Annotated in this window: 20 protein-coding genes; 5 read left to right on the plus strand and 15 right to left on the minus strand. The window is 60.5% G+C overall.

All coding sequences use genetic code 11. From position 1 onward, the window contains the following. The first annotated feature begins 163 nt into the window (after window positions 1–163). The 5 genes from AC50YL_RS10880 to AC50YL_RS10900 all read left to right on the plus strand — a co-directional run bounded on the left by AC50YL_RS10880 (window position 164) and on the right by AC50YL_RS10900 (window position 5,106). Window positions 164–1,678, plus strand: a complete 1,515-nt coding sequence (locus AC50YL_RS10880; protein ID WP_494831825.1) for a spore germination protein — start codon at window positions 164–166, stop codon at window positions 1,676–1,678. Further along, the gene (locus AC50YL_RS10885) at window positions 1,675–2,844 is read left to right on the plus strand and encodes a Ger(x)C family spore germination protein (protein ID WP_494831827.1); all 1,170 of its coding nucleotides are present in this window, start codon (window positions 1,675–1,677) and stop codon (window positions 2,842–2,844) included. Before AC50YL_RS10880 ends, AC50YL_RS10885 begins: the two co-directional genes overlap by 4 nt. A gap of 4 nt (window positions 2,845–2,848) precedes the next feature. After that, window positions 2,849–3,088, plus strand: coding sequence for a hypothetical protein (locus AC50YL_RS10890; RefSeq protein WP_494831829.1), 240 nt, complete (start codon window positions 2,849–2,851; stop codon window positions 3,086–3,088). 31 nt (window positions 3,089–3,119) lie between these two features. Then, window positions 3,120–4,211, plus strand: coding sequence for a GerAB/ArcD/ProY family transporter (locus AC50YL_RS10895; protein WP_494831831.1), 1,092 nt, complete (start codon window positions 3,120–3,122; stop codon window positions 4,209–4,211). Window positions 4,212–4,335: 124 nt separating this feature from the next. Beyond that, entirely contained in the window at window positions 4,336–5,106 is a 771-nt protein-coding gene (locus AC50YL_RS10900) for an alpha/beta hydrolase (protein WP_494831833.1), read from the plus strand. Window positions 5,107–5,416: 310 nt separating this feature from the next. Here the strand turns inward: AC50YL_RS10900 and AC50YL_RS10905 are convergent, their stop codons facing one another. The 15 genes from AC50YL_RS10905 to AC50YL_RS10975 all read right to left on the minus strand — a co-directional run bounded on the left by AC50YL_RS10905 (window position 5,417) and on the right by AC50YL_RS10975 (window position 20,674). Next, entirely contained in the window at window positions 5,417–6,751 is a 1,335-nt protein-coding gene (locus AC50YL_RS10905; RefSeq protein ID WP_494831835.1) for a beta-propeller fold lactonase family protein, read from the minus strand. Window positions 6,752–6,906: 155 nt separating this feature from the next. Further along, window positions 6,907–7,113: a hypothetical protein gene (locus AC50YL_RS10910; RefSeq protein WP_494831837.1), complete on the minus strand. Its 207-nt coding sequence runs from the start codon at window positions 7,111–7,113 to the stop codon at window positions 6,907–6,909. Between the two features lie 72 nt (window positions 7,114–7,185). After that, complete coding sequence (gene uraH / locus AC50YL_RS10915) at window positions 7,186–7,533, minus strand: hydroxyisourate hydrolase (protein ID WP_494831838.1); 348 nt, start codon at window positions 7,531–7,533, stop codon at window positions 7,186–7,188. Beyond that, window positions 7,530–8,537: a factor-independent urate hydroxylase gene (gene pucL, locus AC50YL_RS10920; RefSeq protein ID WP_494831840.1), complete on the minus strand. Its 1,008-nt coding sequence runs from the start codon at window positions 8,535–8,537 to the stop codon at window positions 7,530–7,532. The genes uraH and pucL overlap by 4 nt, the downstream gene beginning before the upstream one ends. 19 nt (window positions 8,538–8,556) lie before the next feature. Next, complete coding sequence (gene uraD / locus AC50YL_RS10925; RefSeq protein ID WP_494831842.1) at window positions 8,557–9,057, minus strand: 2-oxo-4-hydroxy-4-carboxy-5-ureidoimidazoline decarboxylase; 501 nt, start codon at window positions 9,055–9,057, stop codon at window positions 8,557–8,559. A gap of 282 nt (window positions 9,058–9,339) precedes the next feature. Next, window positions 9,340–9,978, minus strand: a complete 639-nt coding sequence (locus tag AC50YL_RS10930; RefSeq protein ID WP_494831844.1) for a nucleotidyltransferase family protein — start codon at window positions 9,976–9,978, stop codon at window positions 9,340–9,342. A gap of 249 nt (window positions 9,979–10,227) precedes the next feature. Next, window positions 10,228–10,578, minus strand: a complete 351-nt coding sequence (locus tag AC50YL_RS10935; protein WP_494831846.1) for a hypothetical protein — start codon at window positions 10,576–10,578, stop codon at window positions 10,228–10,230. A gap of 77 nt (window positions 10,579–10,655) precedes the next feature. Next, window positions 10,656–11,963: a DUF4129 domain-containing protein gene (locus AC50YL_RS10940; protein ID WP_494831847.1), complete on the minus strand. Its 1,308-nt coding sequence runs from the start codon at window positions 11,961–11,963 to the stop codon at window positions 10,656–10,658. Beyond that, window positions 11,960–13,054 carry a DUF58 domain-containing protein gene (locus AC50YL_RS10945; RefSeq protein ID WP_494831848.1) on the minus strand — a complete coding sequence of 365 codons (1,095 nt, stop codon included), beginning with the start codon at window positions 13,052–13,054 and terminating at the stop codon, window positions 11,960–11,962. The genes AC50YL_RS10940 and AC50YL_RS10945 overlap by 4 nt, the downstream gene beginning before the upstream one ends. A 26-nt stretch (window positions 13,055–13,080) precedes the next feature. After that, the gene (locus AC50YL_RS10950; protein ID WP_494831850.1) at window positions 13,081–14,046 is read right to left on the minus strand and encodes an AAA family ATPase; all 966 of its coding nucleotides are present in this window, start codon (window positions 14,044–14,046) and stop codon (window positions 13,081–13,083) included. Window positions 14,047–14,139: 93 nt separating this feature from the next. Beyond that, on the minus strand, window positions 14,140–15,423 hold the full coding sequence (serS, locus tag AC50YL_RS10955) for a serine--tRNA ligase (RefSeq protein ID WP_494831852.1): 1,284 nt from the start codon (window positions 15,421–15,423) through the stop codon (window positions 14,140–14,142). A 298-nt stretch (window positions 15,424–15,721) separates the two neighbouring features. Next, window positions 15,722–15,994, minus strand: coding sequence for a hypothetical protein (locus AC50YL_RS10960; protein ID WP_161741877.1), 273 nt, complete (start codon window positions 15,992–15,994; stop codon window positions 15,722–15,724). Between the two features lie 167 nt (window positions 15,995–16,161). Continuing rightward, the gene (locus AC50YL_RS10965) at window positions 16,162–17,970 is read right to left on the minus strand and encodes an ABC transporter ATP-binding protein (RefSeq protein ID WP_494831854.1); all 1,809 of its coding nucleotides are present in this window, start codon (window positions 17,968–17,970) and stop codon (window positions 16,162–16,164) included. A gap of 64 nt (window positions 17,971–18,034) precedes the next feature. After that, on the minus strand, window positions 18,035–19,786 hold the full coding sequence (locus tag AC50YL_RS10970) for an ABC transporter ATP-binding protein (RefSeq protein ID WP_494831855.1): 1,752 nt from the start codon (window positions 19,784–19,786) through the stop codon (window positions 18,035–18,037). Between the two features lie 354 nt (window positions 19,787–20,140). Continuing rightward, window positions 20,141–20,674 carry an ADP-heptose synthase gene (locus AC50YL_RS10975; protein ID WP_494831856.1) on the minus strand — a complete coding sequence of 178 codons (534 nt, stop codon included), beginning with the start codon at window positions 20,672–20,674 and terminating at the stop codon, window positions 20,141–20,143. Window positions 20,675–20,769: the final 95 nt, after the last annotated feature.

Here is a 20,769-nt window from a genome sequence, read left to right on the forward strand (position 1 = left end):
ATAACAGCGAATTTTGAACGGATCATGAACAGCGCAAGACGCTATGCCGCGAATGCGTTTCGCGCCGTCTTCTCCGGGCCGAAGTGCATAATCTTCTTCCCGCAGCAAATAATACCATGCACGAGCGTTCATTTCTCTCTCAAGAATCGTGGTGAAACCGACTATGAACGAAACCCGATCCGCCGGGCACGAAGCCGAAGAGAAGCTCTCCGAGTCGTTGGTCGACAACAGGAAGCGCATCGAGGCGATCTTCGACAAATGCGACGACGTGATCTACGAGGCGTTTCATTTCGGAGCCGCTCTCGATTTGACGGCGTTGTGCGTCATCTGTTCCACGCTGACCAACGACCTGGACCGCAGCCTCTTGAAAGAAGCGCTGGATTCGGTAAATCCGCCCGCGGACGCCGAGGACGACCCGGACGGCGCAAGGACGCTGCGCGGCGTAATCGGGTTCTTCGAAGCGAAGGGCGCGGCCTTCAAAAACTATCGCACGGTCGATCGGTACGACTTGCTTGCCGATGCCGTATTGGTCGGGCAGGCCGTCGTCCTGTTCGAGCGCTGGAACAAAGCGCTGTGCTTCGACGCCTTCGCGATCGAACGCCGCCAGGTCGACGAACCCGCCACCGAAGCGGTCATCAACGGCCCTCGCGAAGGAACGGTCGAACAGCTGGACCAAAACATCGCGCTGATCCGGGTGAGGCTCCGGTCGGCCAAGCTGAAAGTCGAATATTACGCGGCGGGCGGAAATACGCGGACGCGCTATATCGTCGGCTACCTGGACGGCGCGGTCAAGCCCGAGGTGCTCGGCGAGCTGAAGCGGCGGTTGAAGGACGCGAAGCAGGTGGAAGTGCTGGACACGAACTACCTCCGCGAGCTGATCGAGGATGCCGTCTATTCGCCGTTCCCCCAGCATCGTATCACGGAACGCCCGGACGTCGCCGTCAGCGCGCTGCTCGAAGGCAAGATCATGCTGATCGCCGACGGCAGCACCAGCGTCATGATCTGCCCGACGATGTTCTACGAGCTGTTTCAATCCGCCGAGGATTACTACCAGCGGCCGCTTATCTCTTCGCTCATCCGGGCGCTCCGCATCGTCGCCTTCTTCATCGCGCTGACGCTGCCGAGCTTGTATATCGCGCTGGCGGATTTTCATCCCGAGCTGATTCCGACGACGCTGCTGCTCACGATCCTCGATACGCGCGAAGGCATTCCGTTCCCGGCTTTCGTCGAGGCGATCGTGATGCAGTTCTTCTTCGAGCTGCTGCGCGAGGCGGGCATCCGCCTGCCGCGTCCGGTCGGCTCCGCCGTCAGCATCGTCGGCGCGCTCATCATCGGCGAAGCCTCCATCCGGGCGGGGATCGCGTCGCCGATCATGATCGTCATCATCTCCCTGACGGGCATCGCTTCCTTCTCGCTTCCGCAGTACGAGCTGGCGATCGCGCTGCGGATCCTGATGTTCCCGCTCATGGTGCTGGCGTATCTGTGGGGCGGTTTCGGCCTGATGATCGGCTATATCTTGATCTTCCTGCATCTGGCGACGCTGCGATCGCTCGGGCAGCCCTTCTACCTGCCGACGGCCCCGCTGCGGGTCGGACAGCTGTGGAACGTCTTCGTGCGGATGTCGGTCAAGGCCCGGATGAAGGCGGCAGAAGCCAAAGCGAGGTCGGATCAGTCATGAGGCGGTTGCGCTGCGGCGGCCGCTTTTCCGCACTTCGGCGCCGGTTGCTTCTCCTCGCTATTCTGCCGACATTGCTGCTGCTGCCGGGATGCGGCGGAACGGAGCTGATCGAGCGCGGGTTCATCCTCGGCGTGGCGGTCGACGTGGACAAGAGCGGCAAGATCGCCCTGACCTCGCAGTTCTACAAGCCTTCGCCCGGCAGCAGAACCGGGAACTTCGTCAATATCCGAACCGTCGGCGACACCATGTTCGATGCCATCCGCAACATCACGCTCAAGCTGGGGCGCAAGGCGCAATGGAGCCATATGCAGACCATTCTGCTCGGCGAGGACTTGATCAATTCCGCGAAGCATCGGAACGCGCTCGATTTCTTCTACCGCGACGACGAGCCCAGGCTCACGACGAGAGTCGTCGTCACCAAGGGCGAAGCCGGCCGCTACCTGTCCGTCAAGCCCTTTATCGAGACGAGCGTCAGCCGGCAAAATCACGAGATCGAGCGCGCCGCCAACGAATATTCGGGCAAGACCGTGCAGATGCGGCTGCTCGATCTGCGCACGCAGCTCGACAGCAAAGCGAGGACGGCCGTCGTCCCGTATTTGACGTCCTCCGGCGATCCGCATGCGAGCTCCTACCTGAGCGGGGCGGCCGTCGTCGGCGCGGGCGGCATTCGGGCGGTCCTTACTCCGCGCGAGGTGCAAGCTTATATGATGCTCGCGGGCAAGTACCGGAGCGGCATCTTGATCGTCCCCTGCATGGAAGGCGGCCAAGACGAATCCTTGGAGATCGTGCGGTTCCACGCCGGCAATCGCATCGCGCTAATCCGCGGCGTTCCGCAAGCAACCGTCAATATTCGCATCGAGGGCACCTTGCGCGAGCTGGTGTGCAGCAAGCTGGTCACGCCGCGGGACGCCCGTGATTATCAGCGCAGGCTCGCGAGCGTCGTCCGCAAGCAATTAGAGACGTTCATCTCGTCTTGCCAACGGAGAAACCTCGATATACTGGACATCGAAAATCGGATTTACAAGCAATATCCCCGCCAGTACGAGCGGCTGCAAGGGAAGCGCGACCAGCTGCTCGCGAACAGCAAATACGATATAAAGCTCAAGATCACGATTCTCAGCACCGGCCTGGAGGACGGGAAATCCGTCTTCGATAACGGAGGTTAGCCGCATGATGACCAAAACCGTCATCTGCCTTGTCATTTACGGTTCTTTTATCGGCTGCATGTACGTCCGCATGCACAGCGCGACTCGCAAGGAGATTGCGCTCTCGGTTGTCCTGATGGTCATCTCGCTGTTCTATGCGATCAGCTTCGTCGCGAACCAGAGCTGGGTCAACATCAACGACCTGCCCCGGGCGATCTTTTTGGGTCCGATGACGCGCCTGCTGCGGGCGATCGGCGAACAATAGCCGTCACGGCCATGCGAAAGGAGATTCGGACATGTACGAGAACGACAAGGTCAGCCCGCGTCAAATGGCGCTGCTGCTGCTCGCCTTCACGCTCGGCTCGTCGATCGTGTTCATACCCGGACCGGCGATCGCCGCCGCCGGCAACGATACCTGGCTCGCGGTGCTCATCTCCGGAGCGGCCGGTCTTCCCGGACTTGCCAGCATTATTTACCTGCATCGCCGGTTTCCGGAGCGATCGGCGGTCGAATATTTCGCTCTTCTGTTCGGCAAATGGGTCGGCGGGTTGCTCAGCGTCGTGATTCTGTTCATCCTCGTGCTGATGATCACGAACATCACGACCGGCGTCGGCGCGTTCTTCAGCAGCACGATGATGGTGGAAACGCCCAATTACGTGTTCCACACGCTCATCATGGTCGTCTGCGGGCTGACCGCGCTGTCCGGCATCGAAGTGATGGCGCGGCTGTTCGGCCTCTTCCTGCTCTTGATGCTGGCCACGATCGTGATCATCCTGGTCTTCAACGTCAATAACTACATGCCCGACAACCTGCTGCCCCAATTCACCGCCGGCGCCGGTCCCGTCCTGCACGGCGCGATCATTACGCACGGCTTTCCGTACGCGGAAATTTTCGTCTTCTCCATGCTGCTGGTATTCGTCCGCGCCGCCCGGAAACAGCCGCTCGGACGATTTTTGTTCTATGCCTACGCCATCAACATCGTAATCTTCCTGGCGGTGGTCCTCTGCGCCATCATGGTGTTCGGCACTGCGGCCGGAGAACGCAAATTCTCGCTGTACGAAATGGCACGGGTCATCGAGCTCCCCGGCATCGTCGAGCGGATCGAAGCGATCGCGGGCATCACCCTGATCGCCGGATCGTACATCAAATCGACGATCGCCATGCTTGCGCTCAGCTCCGGCCTGTCCCTGCTCCTGAAGCTGAAGGACAGCCGAAGCGTCATCCTGCCGATGACGGCGCTGATCATCTTCATGTCCTTCAACTTGTTCTCGACGGAGATGGACGCCGTCGTCTTCTGGACGCTCATCTGGCCGGCCGTCACGACGAGCGGCACCGCCGTGCTGGTCGCCGCGGCGGCCGTCGCGCTATGCCGTCCGAATCTTTCCTAGCGCATCATGAATTAATGCCTGCATGTTCCGCGCGCGGCGTGTACAATGGAGAAGAACGAACCGTAAGCGCTTGCTTGGGGTTCCGTGCGCAACATACCCTTTCCTGTAGGAGGATTTACCAGACATGGCATTCATTCAATGCGATTTCTACTCCGATGTTCTTGGCTTGTCCAGCTCGATGTACGTCATTCTTCCGCAAAACGCGCAGTCCCAGATCGGCATGGAATCGAAAGCGACCCAAAAGAAACACAAGACGCTGTTCCTGCTTCACGGCCTGTCCGACGATCATACGATCTGGCTGAGACGCACCTCCATCGAGCGTTATGCCGCACCGCTCGGTCTCGCCGTCGTCATGCCCGCGGCGGGCCGCAGCTTCTATTCGAACATGGCAAGCGGAGGCGATTACTGGACGTTCGTCAGCGAGGAGCTTCCGGCGCTGGCCCGCTCCTTCTTCCCGCTGTCGGACCGGCGGGAAGACAACTTCGTCGCCGGCTTGTCGATGGGCGGCTACGGCGCGTTCAAGCTCGCGCTCAACAAACCGGAGCAGTACGCCGCGGCCGCAAGCTTGTCCGGCGCGCTCGACGTCGCCGTCTTCGAAGAGCGGGCGCCCGAGGATTTCAAACGAATCTACGGCACGACCGGCGAGGCGCACGCGCTGCCGAACAATCTGTTCTTGGCTGCCCAAACGCTCAAGGATTCCGGCCGGCCGATTCCGGAGCTCTACCAATACTGCGGGACCGAGGATTTCCTGTACGAGGACAACCTCAAGTTCCGCAGGCATGCGGAGCAGCTCGGTCTGCCGCTCGCCTATACCGAAGGCCCCGGGGACCACAGCTGGGTTTATTGGGATACCTACATTCAACGCGTGCTGGAATGGCTGCCGCTCGGCGACTAGAACCGTGCGGCCTCAACGGCGTCATGTCCGCGCACGAAGCTCGCGATCCGAGTCTTAGCGTGACGCGAACGAGGCAAGACAGAGCTGCAAGAGACTCGAACAATGCTGGTTACGAGCGGTACGAGTCTAAAGCGATTAGTATCGCGATCGATGCAACTCGCAGGCGGTAAGAGGCACGTGCTAGGCCAGTTACGAGCGACGCAAGTCACGATCGGTTCGTGCCGATCGACGCATGCGCGCACGGAATGTCATTCCACGAATAAAGCCGCAGGCTCGGGGCCGTCTAACGCCCCGCTTCTGCGGCTTTTGCTTACCCTTGGAGCAGAATCGGCGATACCGCGACGCCCGACGGAAAACTGCCCGTCGGCAAAATCGCGATCGGCAGCTGGCTCGCCACCTCGATCACGGCGACATAGCCGAACGTCAGGATCGTCACGTATATCTTGAGTCCGTCCGAGGTGACCGCGATATCGCTGGCGTTGCTGCCCTTGGGCAGCTCGATCTTGGTCAGAATTTCGTTCCGGGACAGATTGATCGCGACGATCTCGTCGGTTCCCCGGCAGGCGGCGTATGCAAGCGCGCCGTCGGGCGTCACGATCACCTGCTGCGGATCGCTGCCTTCATCGAGCATGACCGTCGCGGCTAGGACGTGATTGGAAGCATGGATGCAATAGATGCGATCATGATGAACATCGGCCGCATAGATGCGTTCGCCGTCCGGCGCGACCGCCACGGCGGACGGCTTGGCGCCGGCGGGCAGCTTGATGGTCGCGGACACCGTCAGCGAGCCGACGTCGATGACGGCGATGGCGCCGCGGTTGATCAGGCAGCAGTAGACCCGTTTCCCGTCCGGCGAGACCGCGATCGACGCGGGATCGCTGCCCGGCGGAAACGGAATAAGCTTGATCAGCGATCTCGCGTCGGTGTCGAAGGCGGCGACGTAATCCTGAATGATCGTCGACACGTACGCCCTGGCGCCGACCGGCGATATCGCGACCGCAAACGGCACCGCGTTCACCGGAAACGTCAATTCGCCGCTCACCTCATGGGTAAGCGTATCGATGATCTTGACGGTTTTGTCCCCCTGGCAGGTCACGTACACTTCGCGTCCGTCCGGCGTGAAGTCGAGCATGCGCGGGCTGCTTCCCGCCGGGAACTGGATGGTGGCCACTCTTGCGTTGGTGTCGGTTTGAATGACCGTGAGCGAGTGCTGGGTATGGTTGGCGATATAGGCATGCAAAAGATCGTCCGTTCCCGACGGAAGCGGCTCCAGGACATGCTGCTCGATGACGTTTCCCGATTCGTCCAATTCGGCAAGCGAGGCCCCGACCTCCCCCGCCGCGAGCCCGCTGACCGTCACGCGGATGCCGTATACGGTCAACAGTTTGACCTCCCGGGTCACGGCATACATGCTGCGCGCGCGGCCGGACGGACTCAGCTGCACGTTCGCCAGCGATTCCGTCTGCATCGTGCCGTAACCCGATTCATGGGGACCGGCCCCCTCGACATTTCCCGTAATCGAAGCCGTATACAATTGAACGGTTGCTCTTGCCGGCTGCCTGCCCCGATTCATGACGCTGATGCTCAAACTTGCCGTACGCCGCTTCTCCCGATTAAACAACAGTCCCGTGTCCAATACCGGCAAAGGTAGACGCCTCCTCTACTCTTCCATTCCTCTATCTTATGAATGAATAGCGCGAATGGAGCGAGGCATTCTCCCAGCTCGGATCGATAGATTGCATGACGTGCGCAAAAAAAAGAGGCATCCCCGGTTCGGTCCGGGAATGCCTGCCGTCCTGTTCAGCCCTGCGGCCCGTCTGCCAGCAGCGTCCGGATCTCCTCGAGCCGGGCGATCATCGTTCCCAGCTCGATCGTGAGAAAATCCTCGTCGGCCGTGCGAAACGCTTCGCGGAGCTGCTCGAGCCGCGCGACCGCTTGGGGCAGCAGCTTGTAGGCCTCGTCGGCATGCTGATAGTAAGGATGTACGGAAGTGCGGGCGTCGTTCACGGTCGTCATCTCTCCTTGCTTCGTATCGGATGGCTCTACTCTATCATTCCGAAGCGAAGGCTGTAAAGGTCGTCAGCTGCCCCGATAGGTGCTATAGCCGTATGGCGCCACGAGCAGGGGCACGTGATAATGCTTGCACGGGTCGGCCACGACGAAGCGAATCGGCACGATATCCAGAAACGCCCGGTCGCCGAAATACCCGCCGACGTCGAACCTTAGCTCGTAAACGCCCGCGCGCAGTTCCCCGTCCGAAAGCAGCGGGCGGTCTACGCGTCCGTCGCCGTTCGTCGTCGCCTCCGCCGCCAACTTCGGTTCCGTCCCCTCCGCGGAAAACGCCATGAGCCGAATCCGCATCCCGGCGGCCGGTACGCCGCGCGAGGTATCGAGCACATGCGTCGTCAGCTTCCCGCCTCCGTTCATGATCGCGCGACGCCCTTGGCCGCCGGCCGATGGAGTCCGTCCGCGTCGAACGCGAACTGCGGATCGGTCAGGTCCGCCCTCGTCATCGCGAAGCCTTGGAATCCGAACGGCGGCCTCGGCTCCGTGAAGACGGAAGCGCCCGTGGCCGGATCTTGGTCCACGATCGTCTCCCACGTCCGGTTATTGGATTCGAACCGCACCTCCGCGAGCTGCGGGAAACGGTCCAGCATATGCAGGCCGATGCGCGTGATCAGATATTGGATCGACGGCGATTCGTACGCATGGAAAGCCTGCTGCGCCAGATCGCGAACCTGCTCGGCCGGCGCGTAGCGTCCGCGCGAGCCGTTCCATGCGTCTTCCGGATCCTCGTAGCGCCATTCGATGTTGAGGAAAATGAACAACGGCCGGTCGAAGGTTTCGGGCAGCGTCGTGTATTCGTCGCGAACGAAGCCGTAGAAGGAGCTTCCGCTCACTTTGATGAGCTGCAAATCCGACAGTCCGCTCCATTGCTCGACGACGCCGGCTCCCTGCGCCGCGCGCCGCAGCTCCAACGCCGCATGCGCATGATCGTTATGGGAACGGCGATAGACGAGACCGCTTTCCCGCGGCCCTTCGGCTCCCCGAACGGTCAGCGCTTGAAACGGGATCCGGTCTCCCCGGACCTCGATGGCGGAGATATGCGCGTATTTCGCGAAGAAAGCCTTGCCGATGTAAGCGAGAAAACCTTCCGTCGTGCTGCCTTCGTAGGCTGCCGCATGGCGCAAAATGAAATTTTTCATGGAGTCGGTAGCGACGACCTCCGCGTTGTCTCCTTCGCTGAACGAGGTCATGAGCGACTCGCCGCTGACGGCGAACGTGATGTTATGCGCGAAAATCACGTTGGCGTCTCCCGCGTACCCCGACTCCGGAATGGCAGGCACCGTAAGCGGCGTCGCGTACGTACGGTAAGTCAGCACGTCGCCTTTCCCGTAATACAACGTTCGTCCGTTGCTCAATCGCAGCATGCCGTCATCCCCTTAGCCGTTATTCTTCGATATGGTCGCGCAGCCGCAATTCCGCGATGCGCCGAACCTCGAGCAGCGCCTGCTTCTTTTCCTGCTCCCCGTCGTGCTTGAGGCGTTCGGCCATGGCGGCCAGAATGTCATCCTTCGTCTTGCCCCTTACCGCGACGATGAACGGAAACCCGTGCTTCGCCAGATACGAAGCGTTCAGCGCCGCGAACCGGTCGTACTCTTCCGCGGACAAGTCATCGAGTCCGGCCGACTGCTGTTCCTCCGTGGAATGCGCCGTCATGCTCGCCCGGGAAGCCAGATCGGGATGAGCCCTCAGCAGCGCGACGATCCGTTCTTCCGGCGCTTCCTGCACGGCCGTCATCATCGCTTCGTGCAGCTCGCGCAAGGAATGGAAGGGCCGCCGCTCCCATATCCGCTCCGCGACCCAAGGCGAATGCTCGAAGATCGCGCCGAGCTGGCCGATAAAACGTTCGCGGCTCAGCGTGTTCAGCTGCCAGAGTTGGATGCTCATACCCCGTCCCCCGCATGCGAAACGATTCTGGCCATCCTCGATACTTCAATGCTTCTGCGCGAGCAGCCATTATGCCTTTCCCGTTCGTTCACGGCCGTTCCCTCCTTTGGTCAATGGCGCGCCGGACGGCGCGGATATTGCCGACCTAGCCCGTACAGCGATACAGATTGCCCGAGAATGCTCTGATTCCGAATATTCCGCGTTCCGGCTCGCGGGCAGGCTGAGCTGCGCCTGCGTATCGGCTCGAATGCGATACTGGCGTACGCGAGGCGGCGGCGCGGGTTATCTCGCTCTCGCCTGCACTTGCGACCAGATTCGCCTCGCCTTGTTCAGCTGCTCCTTGGTGTCGATATCGACAAACGACCATTCCGCCGCATAGCGGACGACCTTCCCTCGATGCTCGGGCGATTGCAGGATGGCGCGCGCCCCCGCATCCCCTTCAAGCCGGCACAGCCGGCCGAACAAGGATTTGTTGAAAATAACCGGCGGCGCCGGGATATCGCCGTACCCGCTGGCGACGTAATCCGCCGTCGGGTCCTCCCGGAAGACGGACACCAAACGCTTCAATTGCGATGCGGATATGAAAGGCTGATCGGCAAGCGCGATCAGCACCGCGTCCGGCTCTTCGGGCAGAATCGCCTGTATGCCGTGCCGGATGGAGCGCGACATGCCTTCACCGGCGTCCTTGCATGGAGAAATGCGAAACTTCGGCAGCTCCCCGAAGCCGTCCGCCTTGTCGATCAACCATAATAACGTATCCTCCGGCCGCACCACGACGACGATCGGCCGGAAGCCGCTGCTCCTGAGCTCCAGCAGTCCGCGGCTCCCCACCGTAATGCCCGGCGCAAGCTCCATCGAAAGCTTCGCTTCCCCCATGCGACGGCTGTTGCCGGCAGCCAAGTAAACCGCTCCGATTCTCATAAGCCACCATCCTTTCCTTTGCTTCGGCCGAGACGCGGCGCAGCGGACGGCTACGAGCAGCTGCGCGGCGCCGGGCAGGATGCCAATCCGATCACGATGCTTATTGTGTAATATTATATTACATCGATTAACGCAAGTGAACGATTGTGTTACTTATGTGTTATATATAATTACATGAAAAACAAAAATCCTTCCTGCCATTGCCCGAACCCGGGCGGCAAGAAGGATTTTTGTCGTTGCGCGCTGTCATTACTGCATAAAGTTCTGCGCCGTCGGCTGCGCGCTTCCGCCCGCCGGCATCGCGCCCTGGACCTGCGCCATGGCTTGATGGATCTTCTGTTGACACAGCTGGATTTGGCGCTTTTGCGCATCCATCTGCATTTGCAGCTGGTTTTCCGCCAATTTCAATTCGTTCTCCACGCCGTACAGCACTTGCACGATCGACTGGATGTGCTGCGAATTCTGATCCAACCCGGCGCTGCGAAGCGCTTCTTTGGCGCGCTGCTGTTCTTGCTCCTGCCGTAGCTTCACCTGTTCCTGAAATTGCTCGTACGATAGCTGCTGGCTGTTGGCCCCTTGGCCCGACATATCGTTATTCATGGACGTACCTCCTTAGGTGTGCATCTTCCCCCTTAGCATGCCTCGTCCATGGATAAATATGTATGCCGCCGATGCCGTTACGGCTTCGGTTGCCCCAACTGCGCGGCAATGGACCGCAGCTCCTCGTCGGACAGCCTGCCGCCGCCGTAACGGACACGCTGATAATGCTCCACCAGCGTATCGGCCGCTGCCGATGGCAAAGCTTCGCGCGTCTGTCCGTCGCTCAAAAGCTCGCGCTGTATTTCTCGCGGCGTCATATGCGCCCGGTGCGCGAACCCCTTCTTGACGGCATTACCGATCCAGCGCCTGTAGAGATACCGGATGCGGGATTCGTTGTCCGTCAGGTCTTTCCATCTGAGGCGCTCTTCCTTATTGCGGCCAAACCGTTTGCGAAAGGACCGTTCGGATTTGTTGATCCGCTCGACCTCGTCGACGTAACCGCGCGCCAAACCGCCTTTGTCCCGGTCGAACAACTTCAGGAAGCGCTGGCGTAGTCCGTTCAGCCAGCCCGGCAGCCGGTTGACGCGCCGCAACAGCAGATACAGCAGCACGAGGGCTATCGCGATAACGATGCCGTACATGATGTAGTCGACCCAAGCCGGCAGCGTTTTCGTTTTGCCGTCCGGCGGAAGGAAGTCGGGCGGCGGCTGAACGTCTTGCGGCGGGGGCGGCTCCTGCTGGCCGCCGGATCCGCTGAACAGCTTGGACAACCAGGCCTTCAGCCTGCTCCCGGCCTCGCCCAGCAGCGCCTGCAGCTGATAGGACAACGCGATCAGCACGGTAACCCCGATCGCGACGCCTACGAACAGCCGGTTGTTGCGTCTGACGGAAGGCTCCACCATCGGCTTCTCGGAGCCGGACAGCGTTTCGCGGCTGACCATGCCGCGGTTGGTCAGGTAAAGCGCCGCGAACAACGTCGCGAGGCCCGTGAAGAGGTAGAGCAGCTTGTATTCGTCGAACGCGTCGTTGAAGTTCTGCACGATGGAACCGACGAAATACAGGAACACGCCGACGATATAATCCTGCGTCGTCAGCCTGACCGCGAGCGGCATGCCCGGCAATCGGGTGCCGCGGTATGCCGCGAATACCGCCAGCGCCGTGGCGATGATGCTTCCCGGCGCGAGGCCGAGCAGCGGTATGCCGGCTGCCGCCGCCACGAGCAGGGCAAGCAGCATTTTCGGGAACGGATGCCTGAATTTGAGCAGCGCGTTGATCCCGTGTCCGATCCAATACACGGCGAGCAGCAGGAGCGCGACGAGGACGAGCGGAGCCGATCCCGGCGGCTTCAGGACGAACGCGCCCAGCACGACCGGGAAGAAAAGCATCAGCTCCAGCAGGCTGGCGAGAAACAATCTGCCGCTTAAGCGGCGAAGCATGGCCGTCATCCCGCTGCCGCCTCCCTCTCCGCGATCGGCAGCCAGTCGACCGCGTGGCCTTCCTTCCGCAGCTTCGCGACCATCTCGTGAATATCCTCGCTCATGAAAGCGGAAATGATCACGATGTCGCTGCGTTCGCTCCATTCCGGCGCCATCTGCTCCAGCATCGTTTGGAACGGCAGCGCGCGGACGATGACGAGCTTGGCCAGCAAGCCGTACAGATACGTCAGATGCTCGCTTCCGCTTCCCCGCTCCGCCACCATGACCTTGTCCGGTTCGTCGAGTGAGTGGCCGTTGCAAGCGAAGGCGGTTTCAAGCCCCTGTTCCGTCGCCATCTGAAGAATGCCGGCCGCCAGACGAATGCCCTGTTCGATGACTGCCGTATCGTTGACGGCATGCCACATGCCGGCGTGATCCTCGATGTTCAGCAGGACGATCAGGCGGAAATCCGCGGTGTAATCGCGGCGGTGGACCTGCAGATCGCCCGTGCGCGCCGTGGCGTTCCAATTGATCGTCTTGAGCGAATCGCCGGGCCTGTACGCCCTGACGCCGCTGATCGCGAACGGATCCTCGACGATCCATCTCCGCACGGCGATGTCTCCCTGCCAGCTTCGGGACGGCAGCTGAATCAGCTCGCGGTCGGCCGGCAGCGGATAGACGAGCAGCTCGACCTGCAGCGGTTCGGATCTCCAGGTGCTGAACAAGCCGAACAAATCCCCGAACGTCAACGAGGCGCTCGCGACCCGGTAACAGCCGCGCTGCGCGGCTTGGACGGCATGCCTGCGCGTCAGCCGCTTATTGCCTCTCAAGCTGAACAGGCTCTTGTGATTCTGCATGAACTGCCCGTTGCTGACGTCGAAGTTGGCGTCGCTTTGGAAATGCAGCCCCGTGTGCAGGACCGACTCCACGCGCAGCCAAGGCACGGGAAGCAGCTTGCCGTTGGCGAGCCGCTCGATCATCTCGATGTCGTCGCCTTCAAAGCACGTTGCCACGCTGAACGATCGCGAATAGCTCACCTTGCGCATGCCGAAGTGCCGGAACAGATAACGCTGCAGCACGATCACGATGACGGCGCTTAATATGTACCAATGTATGCCCATTCGAAGCCTCCCTTCCGCGGCATGCGTTAAGCTCGGCTGATGAGCGGTGCGTCGGCGGGCACCGGGATCGTTGCCAGGATGCCGCCGATGACGTTCTCGGCGGCGTCCGCGCGCATCCGCTGCACGCTGCGCAGCGCGATCCGGTGCGCCAGCACCGGCACTGCCATCGCTTTCACGTCGTCGGGCAGCACATGGTCCCTGCCCTGAATCGCCGCCCTGGCCTGGCAGGCGCGGAGCAGCGCCTGGCTGCTGCGCGGACTCGCGCCTAGCGCCGCATCCGGATGCTTGCGCGTCGCTTCCACGATCGCCAGTATGTAGCCGAGCAACTCTTCGGTCACCCGCACGGCCGTATACTGCTCCTTGGCTTCCTCGATCTGCGCGGTCGTCACGACGGGAGCCAGCTGCTCCAGCGGGCTGTCCGCCATGAACCGCTTCATGATCGCGATGCCCTCGTCCGTCGTCGGATAGCCCATTTTCAGCTTGAACAGGAACCGGTCTAGCTGCGCTTCCGGCAGCGGAAACGTGCCCTGCTGCTCGATCGGGTTCTGCGTCGCGATGACGAGAAACGGCCGGCCGAGCAGACGGGTCTCGCCGTCGATGCTCACTTGGCGCTCCTCCATGCATTCCAGCAGGCTGGATTGCGTGCGCGGGGTGGCGCGGTTGATCTCGTCGGCCAAGACGATATTGGCGAACAGCGGACCGGGCCGGAACTCGAATTCCGCCAGCTTCTGATTGTAGAAATGGATGCCCGTCAGATCGGAAGGCAGCAGATCCGGCGTAAATTGAATGCGTTTGAACTCGCCGTCGATCGACTTCGCCACCGCCTTCGCGAGCAGCGTTTTTCCCGTTCCGGGCACGTCTTCTAGCAGGACATGTCCGGAGGCCAAAATAGCGATGATCAATTGATCCACGATTTCTTCCTTGCCCACGATGACTTTCCCGACGTTAGCGCGGATCGCGTTGGCCGTTTGCGCGATAGTTCCTACGTTCATCTCGCTGTACTCCTCTCGTTTCCCAGTGAAATGGAAGTGCTTTCTTTAGTAGTATACCTCCATTTCCGGCGAGGGGCCATCCTTTTGGAGCGTTTATTGGACGGGCCGGATCTCCGCGATGCCGTGCATGTACGGCCGGAGGGCAGGAGGCACGCGGACCGAGCCGTCCTCGCGCTGATGATTTTCGAGCAGCGGAATGAGAATCCGGGGGCTCGCGACCATCGTGTTGTTCAGCGTATACGCGTGCCGCAGCCTTCCGTCCCCGTCCCGATAGCGGATATTCGAGCGCCTGGCCTGAAAATCGAGCAGCAGCGACGCCGAGTGCGTCTCGCCGAAGCCGTCCCGGCTCGGCATCCAGGTCTCGATGTCGTACTGCTTGTAATTTTTCTGCGACAGATCGCCGCCGCAGACGGCCACGACGCGGTAAGGCAACTCGAGCAGCCCCAGCAGCTCCTCGCTGTTGGCCGTCAGCCGTTCCAGCCAGGCTAGGCCTTCCGCCATCTCGGCCCGGCAAACGACCACCTGCTCCACCTTCGCGAATTGATGGACGCGATACAAGCCGTGAACGTCCCTGCCGGCCGAACCGACCTCGCTCCGGTAGCAGGCGCTGACCGCCCCGAGCAGCTTCGCCGCGGCCAAATCCACGATCTCGCCGCCGTAATACGAGACGAGCGGCACCTCCGACGTCCCGGCGAGCCACTTGTCCTCGCCGTGGATCGCGTAGCTCTGATCGCGGCTGCCGGGAAAATGGCCGGTCGCGATCATCGTCCCTTCCTTCACCAGCACCGGCACGTCGAGCAGGTCGAAGCCTTTGCGCAGCAGCAGGTCGAGCGCCAGCTGCTGCACGGCGCGGTGCAGCAGGAGCCCGGCGTTCTTCAGCACGTACTGCCGGGCGCCGCCGATTTTGACCCCCCGCGCGATATCGACGATCGCCAGCGCTTCGCCGAGCTGTACATGGCTGCGCGGCTCGAAGCCGAATGCCGGAAGCTCGCCGGCGCGGCGCAACTCGACGTTATCGCGGTCGCTCGCGCCTTCCGGCGTGTCGGGCGAGATGATATTCGGCACCTGCAGCATCAGCACGTCGTACATACGCTCCGTCTGGCGGAACCGTTCCTCCAGCTCCTTCAGCTTCGCAAGCTCCGAAGCGGCTGCCTTTTTCGCCCGCTCCGCTTCGTCCCCGCGCCCTTCGCGCAGCAAGCCCTGGATCGCCTTCGAGTTGCGGTTGCGCTCCGCGCGCAGCGACTCCGTTGCCCGCTGCAGCGCCCGCCGCCGGTCGTCGACCGCCAGCAGCTCCCCGATCGAGAGCGCGATGCCCTTCCGGTCCGCCGCTTGCTGAATCTCTTCCGCCCGTTCCCTGATATACCCGATGTCCAACATGGTCAACACTCCCGTATCCGTCATTTCGGGGCCAAAAAAAACGCGCTCCCGCCCCATTTCCATGGGACGAAGAACGCGTTCGCGGTGCCACCCAAATTAGTCGATCCAGGATCGACTCTCTCGGTTCCGCGGATAACGGCGCGGTGCCGGACTGCTTGGCGGAACGCGGGCTTGCCGCATTCCGTACGCAACGCCTCCGAGTTGGAATCTCATCATCGGCCTGTTTGCTTATTGCGAGCAGTATAGCAAAAACAGCCGCCTTTGCGCAAGAGGCAGCTGTCCGGATAAGCGGATGAATTTAAAGAACGGAAGAAATCAGCTCGTTATCCAGCACTTCGCGCTCGAATTGTTCCACGTAGCTGGACATGCAGTTGCAGTAGTAATCTCTTCTGCAGATCGGGCAAGGCACCGTCAGCAGGCGATTGACGCCGATCAGCTTCCAGTCCGGATTTTTCGTGAAAATAAGGCGGCATTGCGTATTATCGGACATCGTAACGACGAAATGATATAGACCTGCTGCCGGATTCACATCAGCCGCTGCAAAATCTTTAAATTTGATGTTGAATTTCATAATCAATCTCCTGTTTTTGTAGATTTGAAAATTCCTTGTAAGCTTATATAATTTAAGACTGAATGTCAATTCATTTATCCAGTTTACCCGGTTTGCGGGCTTGCCAACCCATAGGCGAAAAAGCAGCTCCCTTCCTATCGGAAGGGAACTGCTCTATAAACCTCCGATCATGCGCCCGTCTGCATCGCCAGCGATTGCTGCATCTCGTATTGCGTCATATACAGCTTCTTATAGAGTCCGCCCTGCTGCATCAATTCGTCGTGCGAGCCCTGCTCGAATATTTGGCCGTCCTTCACGACGAGAATGATGTCCGCGTCCCGAATGGTGGACAGCCGGTGCGCGATAATGAACGCCGTGCGTCCTTCCAGCACCGTCTGGAGCGCCGCTTGGATATGCTGCTCCGTCTCGGTATCGACGCTGGACGTCGCTTCGTCGAGAATCAGGATGCGCGGGTCCGACAGCAGCACCCGGCCGAAGGCGAGCAGCTGGCGCTGGCCGACGGACAGCTTGGAGCCGCGCTCCTCGACCTGCGTGGCGTACCCGTCCGCAAACTGCGACGCGAAGTTGTCGATCCGGACGCTCTCCGCGGCGCGGCGCAGCGCCTCGTCCGAAGCGTCCTCGTTGCCGTAGCGCAGATTGTCTTCGATCGTGCCGGAAAAGATAAACGAGTCCTGCAGTACGATGCCCATCTGCCGCCGGAGCGACTCAAGCGTGACCGTCGTCACGTCCTGGCCGTCGATCAGAATCCGGCCGCCCGTCGCGTCATAGAAGCGCATGAGCAGATTGACGATCGTGCTCTTCCCGGCGCCGGTGGGCCCGACGAGCGCGACGCGCTGACCCGGCTCGATGCGCAGGTTGACGTTCCGCAGCACGTCCGGTTTATCCTCCGCATAGCGGAACGATACGTTGTCGAAGACGACCTCGCCCCGGATCCGTTTCATGGCCGCGGCGTCTTTGCGATCCTTCACTTCCGGCTCGGTGTCCAGGATCTCGAAGATCCGTTCGGCCGAGGCCATCGCCGAGAGGACCTGGCTGTAGACTTTGGACAAGGCGCTGAGCGGTCCCCAGAACCGCCATAAGTAGTTGATGAACGCCATGATGAAACCGAGCGTCAGCGCCCCGTCCATGACGGAGCGCGCGCCGAACCAGAGCACGATGCACGTCCCGATCATGCCGATCATCTCGACCGACGGCCAGACCATCGACTCCAGCGTGATCGCCCGCATGAAGGCGTTCTTGTTGCGGCTGTTCAGACGCTCGAACCGCCGGCTGTTTTCCTTCTGCCGCGAGAAAGCCTGGATGACGCGGATGCCCTGGATCGTTTCGTTCAGGTTGCCGTTGATCGCCGACATCGTCTTGCGCGAATGCGACCAGGAGCCCTCGATCTTCGGCTGCATCAAGCCGACGATCATATACAGCAGCGGCAATGTAATGAAGGAAAGCAGCGCGAGCTTCCAGTCCATCCAGAGCAGGATCGCGACGATGCCCACCAGATGCGTGAACTCCATGACCATCGTGATCAAGCCGCCGTTGATGAGCTCGCCGATCGCGTTCGTGTCGTTCGTGATCCGGGACATGATCTTCCCCGCCGGCCTGCCGTCGAAGAACCGGAACGACAGGGTCTGCAGATGATTGAACAGCTGCTGGCGCAAGTCGAAGAGGATGCGCTGTCCCGTGAAATTGATCATCTTCGTGTGCAGGTAGCCGAGCAGCCAGCCGATCGCCTTGGATCCGAGCAGCACGCCCCCTAGGATGTTGATGATCATGAAATCCTTCTCCATGATCCCGTTGTCGATGATGTACCGGACGAGCAGCGGCTCCGCCAGGCTGAGTCCCATATTGAGCAAAACGATGACGATAACGAAGGATAATACCTTTCGGTAAGGAAGCACGTAGCGGAACAATCGTTTCAGATACGCGCGGTTAAACGGCTTTTCTTCGATCTCCTCGCCGGAATCCCATTCGACCTGGCTCACTTTCATCCCCCTCTTTGATCTCGTGAATCATTGATTGTAGTTCGGAATTAATAACGTAAATGAATTAGCGCGAGGCAGCGGCTTCCTGCAATTGGAACAGGTTCCGAAAGAAGCCTTCCTGCGCGAACAGCTCGCGGTGCGTGCCCTGCTGCACGATCCGGCCGCGGTCGAGCACGATGATGCGGTCCGCCCGCTTCACGGAAGAGAGGCGCTGGGCGATGATGAACGTCGTGCGTCCTTTCATCACGTCCAGCAACTCCTCGTGGATCGCGGATTCCGTCGCCGTATCCACGCTTGCCGTCGCTTCGTCCAACACGAGGATCGGCGGATCCATCAGGATCGCGCGCGCCAACGCCACGCGCTGGCGCTGGCCGCCGGACAACCCGACGCCCCGTTCGCCGATGATCGTGTCGTAGCCGAACGGCATGCCTTCGATGAAGGAATGGATCTGCGCTTTGCCCGCCGCCCATTCGATCCTCTCCTGCGTCGCGTCCGGCACGCCGTACGCGATATTCTCGCGGATCGTCGCCGAGAAGAGGAACGTCTCCTGCGGCACGATGCCGATCTTGCGGCGAAGCCCGTCGAGCTCGTAATCCTTCACGTCCACGCCGTCGATGAGCAGCCTGCCCCGGCTGACGTCGTAGAACCGCGACATGAGCGCGATCAGGCTGCTCTTGCCGGAGCCGGTCGCGCCCAGCACGGCGACGACTTCGCCCTGCTTCACGCTGAGCGAGATATTCTCCAGCACGCCGGCTTCCTTCTCCGGATCCTGGTCCGCGAAATGAAACGCGACGCCGTCGAAGAGCACATTGCCTTGAATGCGGGCTACGTCCTCGCCCGCGTCCTTCGCGTCGGCGATATCGACTGGCGTATCCAGTACTTCGAATACGCGCGGGGCGGCCTTCATCGCCTGCTGCATGATGTTGATCTGCCAGCCGAGCATGTTGAGCGGCCAGATGATGCCCCAGGTGTACCATTGGAACGCCATGAACGTGCCGAAAGTCATCCCGTCCTTGGCGACGTACAGCGCGCCGAACCAAACCATCGTGACGAACACGATGCCGCCGTAGAAATTCATCAGCGGGAAGGCGCCCGCCTCCAGTTTGGCGCGTTCCATGTTCGTCGCGAAGTTGTCATCGTTGCGTGCCTCGAACTTGCGCTGCTCGGCTTTCTCCCGGGCGAACGCCTTGACGACGCGAATCCCGGAGATGTTCTCCTGCAGCGTCGTCGTTAATTTCCCCATCTGCTCCCTGACCTGGCCCCATGCCGGACCGACCTTCTTGTTGAACCGGTACAGCGCGAACATCAGCAGCGGCACGGTTGCCATGCTGAGCAGCGTAACCTGCCATTGCATGGCAAGCATGAAGCCGATCGTCCCGACGAAGGTCAGCGCGCCCGTGAACATGGACATGGCGCCGAAACCGATGAAGTTCTTGACAGATTCGATGTCGCCGGTCATTCTCGACATGAGCTGGCCGGTCTGCGCTTTGTCGTAGTAGCCGAACGACAGCCGCTGCAGATGGTCGTACATCTCTTCCCGGAGCTTGAAGACGACATTCTGCCCCACCAGCTCCTGCGACCGGCTCTGCGCGTACATCGCGACGCTCTTCGCCACTTGAATGCCGGCGAGCGCCAGCGTGAAGCCCAAGATCACGGTTACGTTTTTGTTTGCGATCCCCTTATCGAATACTTCTTTGAGCAGCCAAGGCGCCACCAGGTCGACAAGCGTGCCGAACACCAGCAGCAGGGTCGACAGCACGACCCACTTCGCGCTTGGACGCAAATACTTCAACAAGCGCAGCATTACGACGTTCATTGCCCGCACTCCTCCTTTATCAACGACCGGTACCGACGGGACGACAACAAAAAAGGAGACTCCGAGCCGCATGGCTCAAAGTCTCCTTACGCGCGCGGAACAGGGCAGCTGGTTACAGCTGTCTCATGCGCAGCAAGAAGTCGGGCCGATGGATCGGATTCATTTTCGGCATGCGCATGTCATTCGCAAAATAAATCATATCCATCGCCCTCCTTATCGTCGTTATCGTTCGTTTGGAACATCCAAATCTTATCATCACTTCCAGCGGCGCGCAAGAGGCTCCGCTGAAAAATATTGTTTATTTTAGGCGCATATTCTCAAAACACCCACAAATACCCATATGCGACAAAACCCCTACAGGTCGCGGGAAGATTCGAAATCGGCAGCGGTGATGCCCTGTTCCACCGCGAACTCGTAGTCCTCGATATCGTACACTTGCACGGGTACTTCCGCTTCCAGCAGCTTATCCTGGAATTCGAATTGATCCGACAGCAGCGGCACGCTCAGCTTCATGGACGTCAGCAGCAGCTCCGTCTCGATCGGGTCGAAATACTCGCCGTACTGGGCGTTGTCCACCGCGTGCACGACCGTGAACTGCACCATGTCGCTGAGCAGCAGCGGCGAGCTCTCGCGCCACGGCATTTGCAGCGAACGCTCGATCTTCTTGCGGTTGAACGGATCCTCGAAGAACGCGATCAGCTCCTGTATCTTGTTCTTCACGTGCTTATCGTCTTCCGGATCGTCCATGACGGGCTCCGAACCGTCCTTCATATCGTACAGCTCCATAATCGTCGAATACGGCAAGACAAAATCGACCGGCCGGCTTGGCACGAGCAATTGACCATATGTTGCAACCATTACGGCTTCTATCACAAATCGCCGTCGCATTCTATCTCCCCCTTCAAGCAGCGTTAGCTTATTATACAACAAATTGTTCCCGCGGGCACATAGCCAAATGGTTGAATCCGCTCGTGTCGCGCTCC

This window comes from Paenibacillus sp. J22P277 (assembly GCF_059383675.1).

Bases quoted from the DNA above. Each gene is read 5' to 3' on its own strand.
- uraD (WP_494831842.1), bottom strand. From the start codon at position 9,057: ATGAGCATCCAACTCTGGCAGCTGAACACGCTGAGCCGCGAACGTTTT.
- AC50YL_RS10900 (WP_494831833.1), top strand. From the start codon at position 4,336: ATGGCATTCATTCAATGCGATTTCTACTCCGATGTTCTTGGCTTGTCC.
- AC50YL_RS10940 (WP_494831847.1), bottom strand. From the start codon at position 11,963: ATGACGGCCATGCTTCGCCGCTTAAGCGGCAGATTGTTTCTCGCCAGC.
- AC50YL_RS10885 (WP_494831827.1), top strand. From the start codon at position 1,675: ATGAGGCGGTTGCGCTGCGGCGGCCGCTTTTCCGCACTTCGGCGCCGG.
- AC50YL_RS10880 (WP_494831825.1), top strand. From the start codon at position 164: ATGAACGAAACCCGATCCGCCGGGCACGAAGCCGAAGAGAAGCTCTCC.
- AC50YL_RS10935 (WP_494831846.1), bottom strand. From the start codon at position 10,578: ATGAATAACGATATGTCGGGCCAAGGGGCCAACAGCCAGCAGCTATCG.
- AC50YL_RS10960 (WP_161741877.1), bottom strand. From the start codon at position 15,994: ATGAAATTCAACATCAAATTTAAAGATTTTGCAGCGGCTGATGTGAAT.
- serS (WP_494831852.1), bottom strand. From the start codon at position 15,423: ATGTTGGACATCGGGTATATCAGGGAACGGGCGGAAGAGATTCAGCAA.
- AC50YL_RS10950 (WP_494831850.1), bottom strand. From the start codon at position 14,046: ATGAACGTAGGAACTATCGCGCAAACGGCCAACGCGATCCGCGCTAAC.
- pucL (WP_494831840.1), bottom strand. From the start codon at position 8,537: ATGCTGCGATTGAGCAACGGACGAACGTTGTATTACGGGAAAGGCGAC.
- AC50YL_RS10970 (WP_494831855.1), bottom strand. From the start codon at position 19,786: ATGAACGTCGTAATGCTGCGCTTGTTGAAGTATTTGCGTCCAAGCGCG.
- AC50YL_RS10895 (WP_494831831.1), top strand. From the start codon at position 3,120: ATGTACGAGAACGACAAGGTCAGCCCGCGTCAAATGGCGCTGCTGCTG.
- AC50YL_RS10930 (WP_494831844.1), bottom strand. From the start codon at position 9,978: ATGAGAATCGGAGCGGTTTACTTGGCTGCCGGCAACAGCCGTCGCATG.
- uraH (WP_494831838.1), bottom strand. From the start codon at position 7,533: ATGAACGGAGGCGGGAAGCTGACGACGCATGTGCTCGATACCTCGCGC.
- AC50YL_RS10890 (WP_494831829.1), top strand. From the start codon at position 2,849: ATGATGACCAAAACCGTCATCTGCCTTGTCATTTACGGTTCTTTTATC.
- AC50YL_RS10945 (WP_494831848.1), bottom strand. From the start codon at position 13,054: ATGGGCATACATTGGTACATATTAAGCGCCGTCATCGTGATCGTGCTG.
- AC50YL_RS10975 (WP_494831856.1), bottom strand. From the start codon at position 20,674: ATGCGACGGCGATTTGTGATAGAAGCCGTAATGGTTGCAACATATGGT.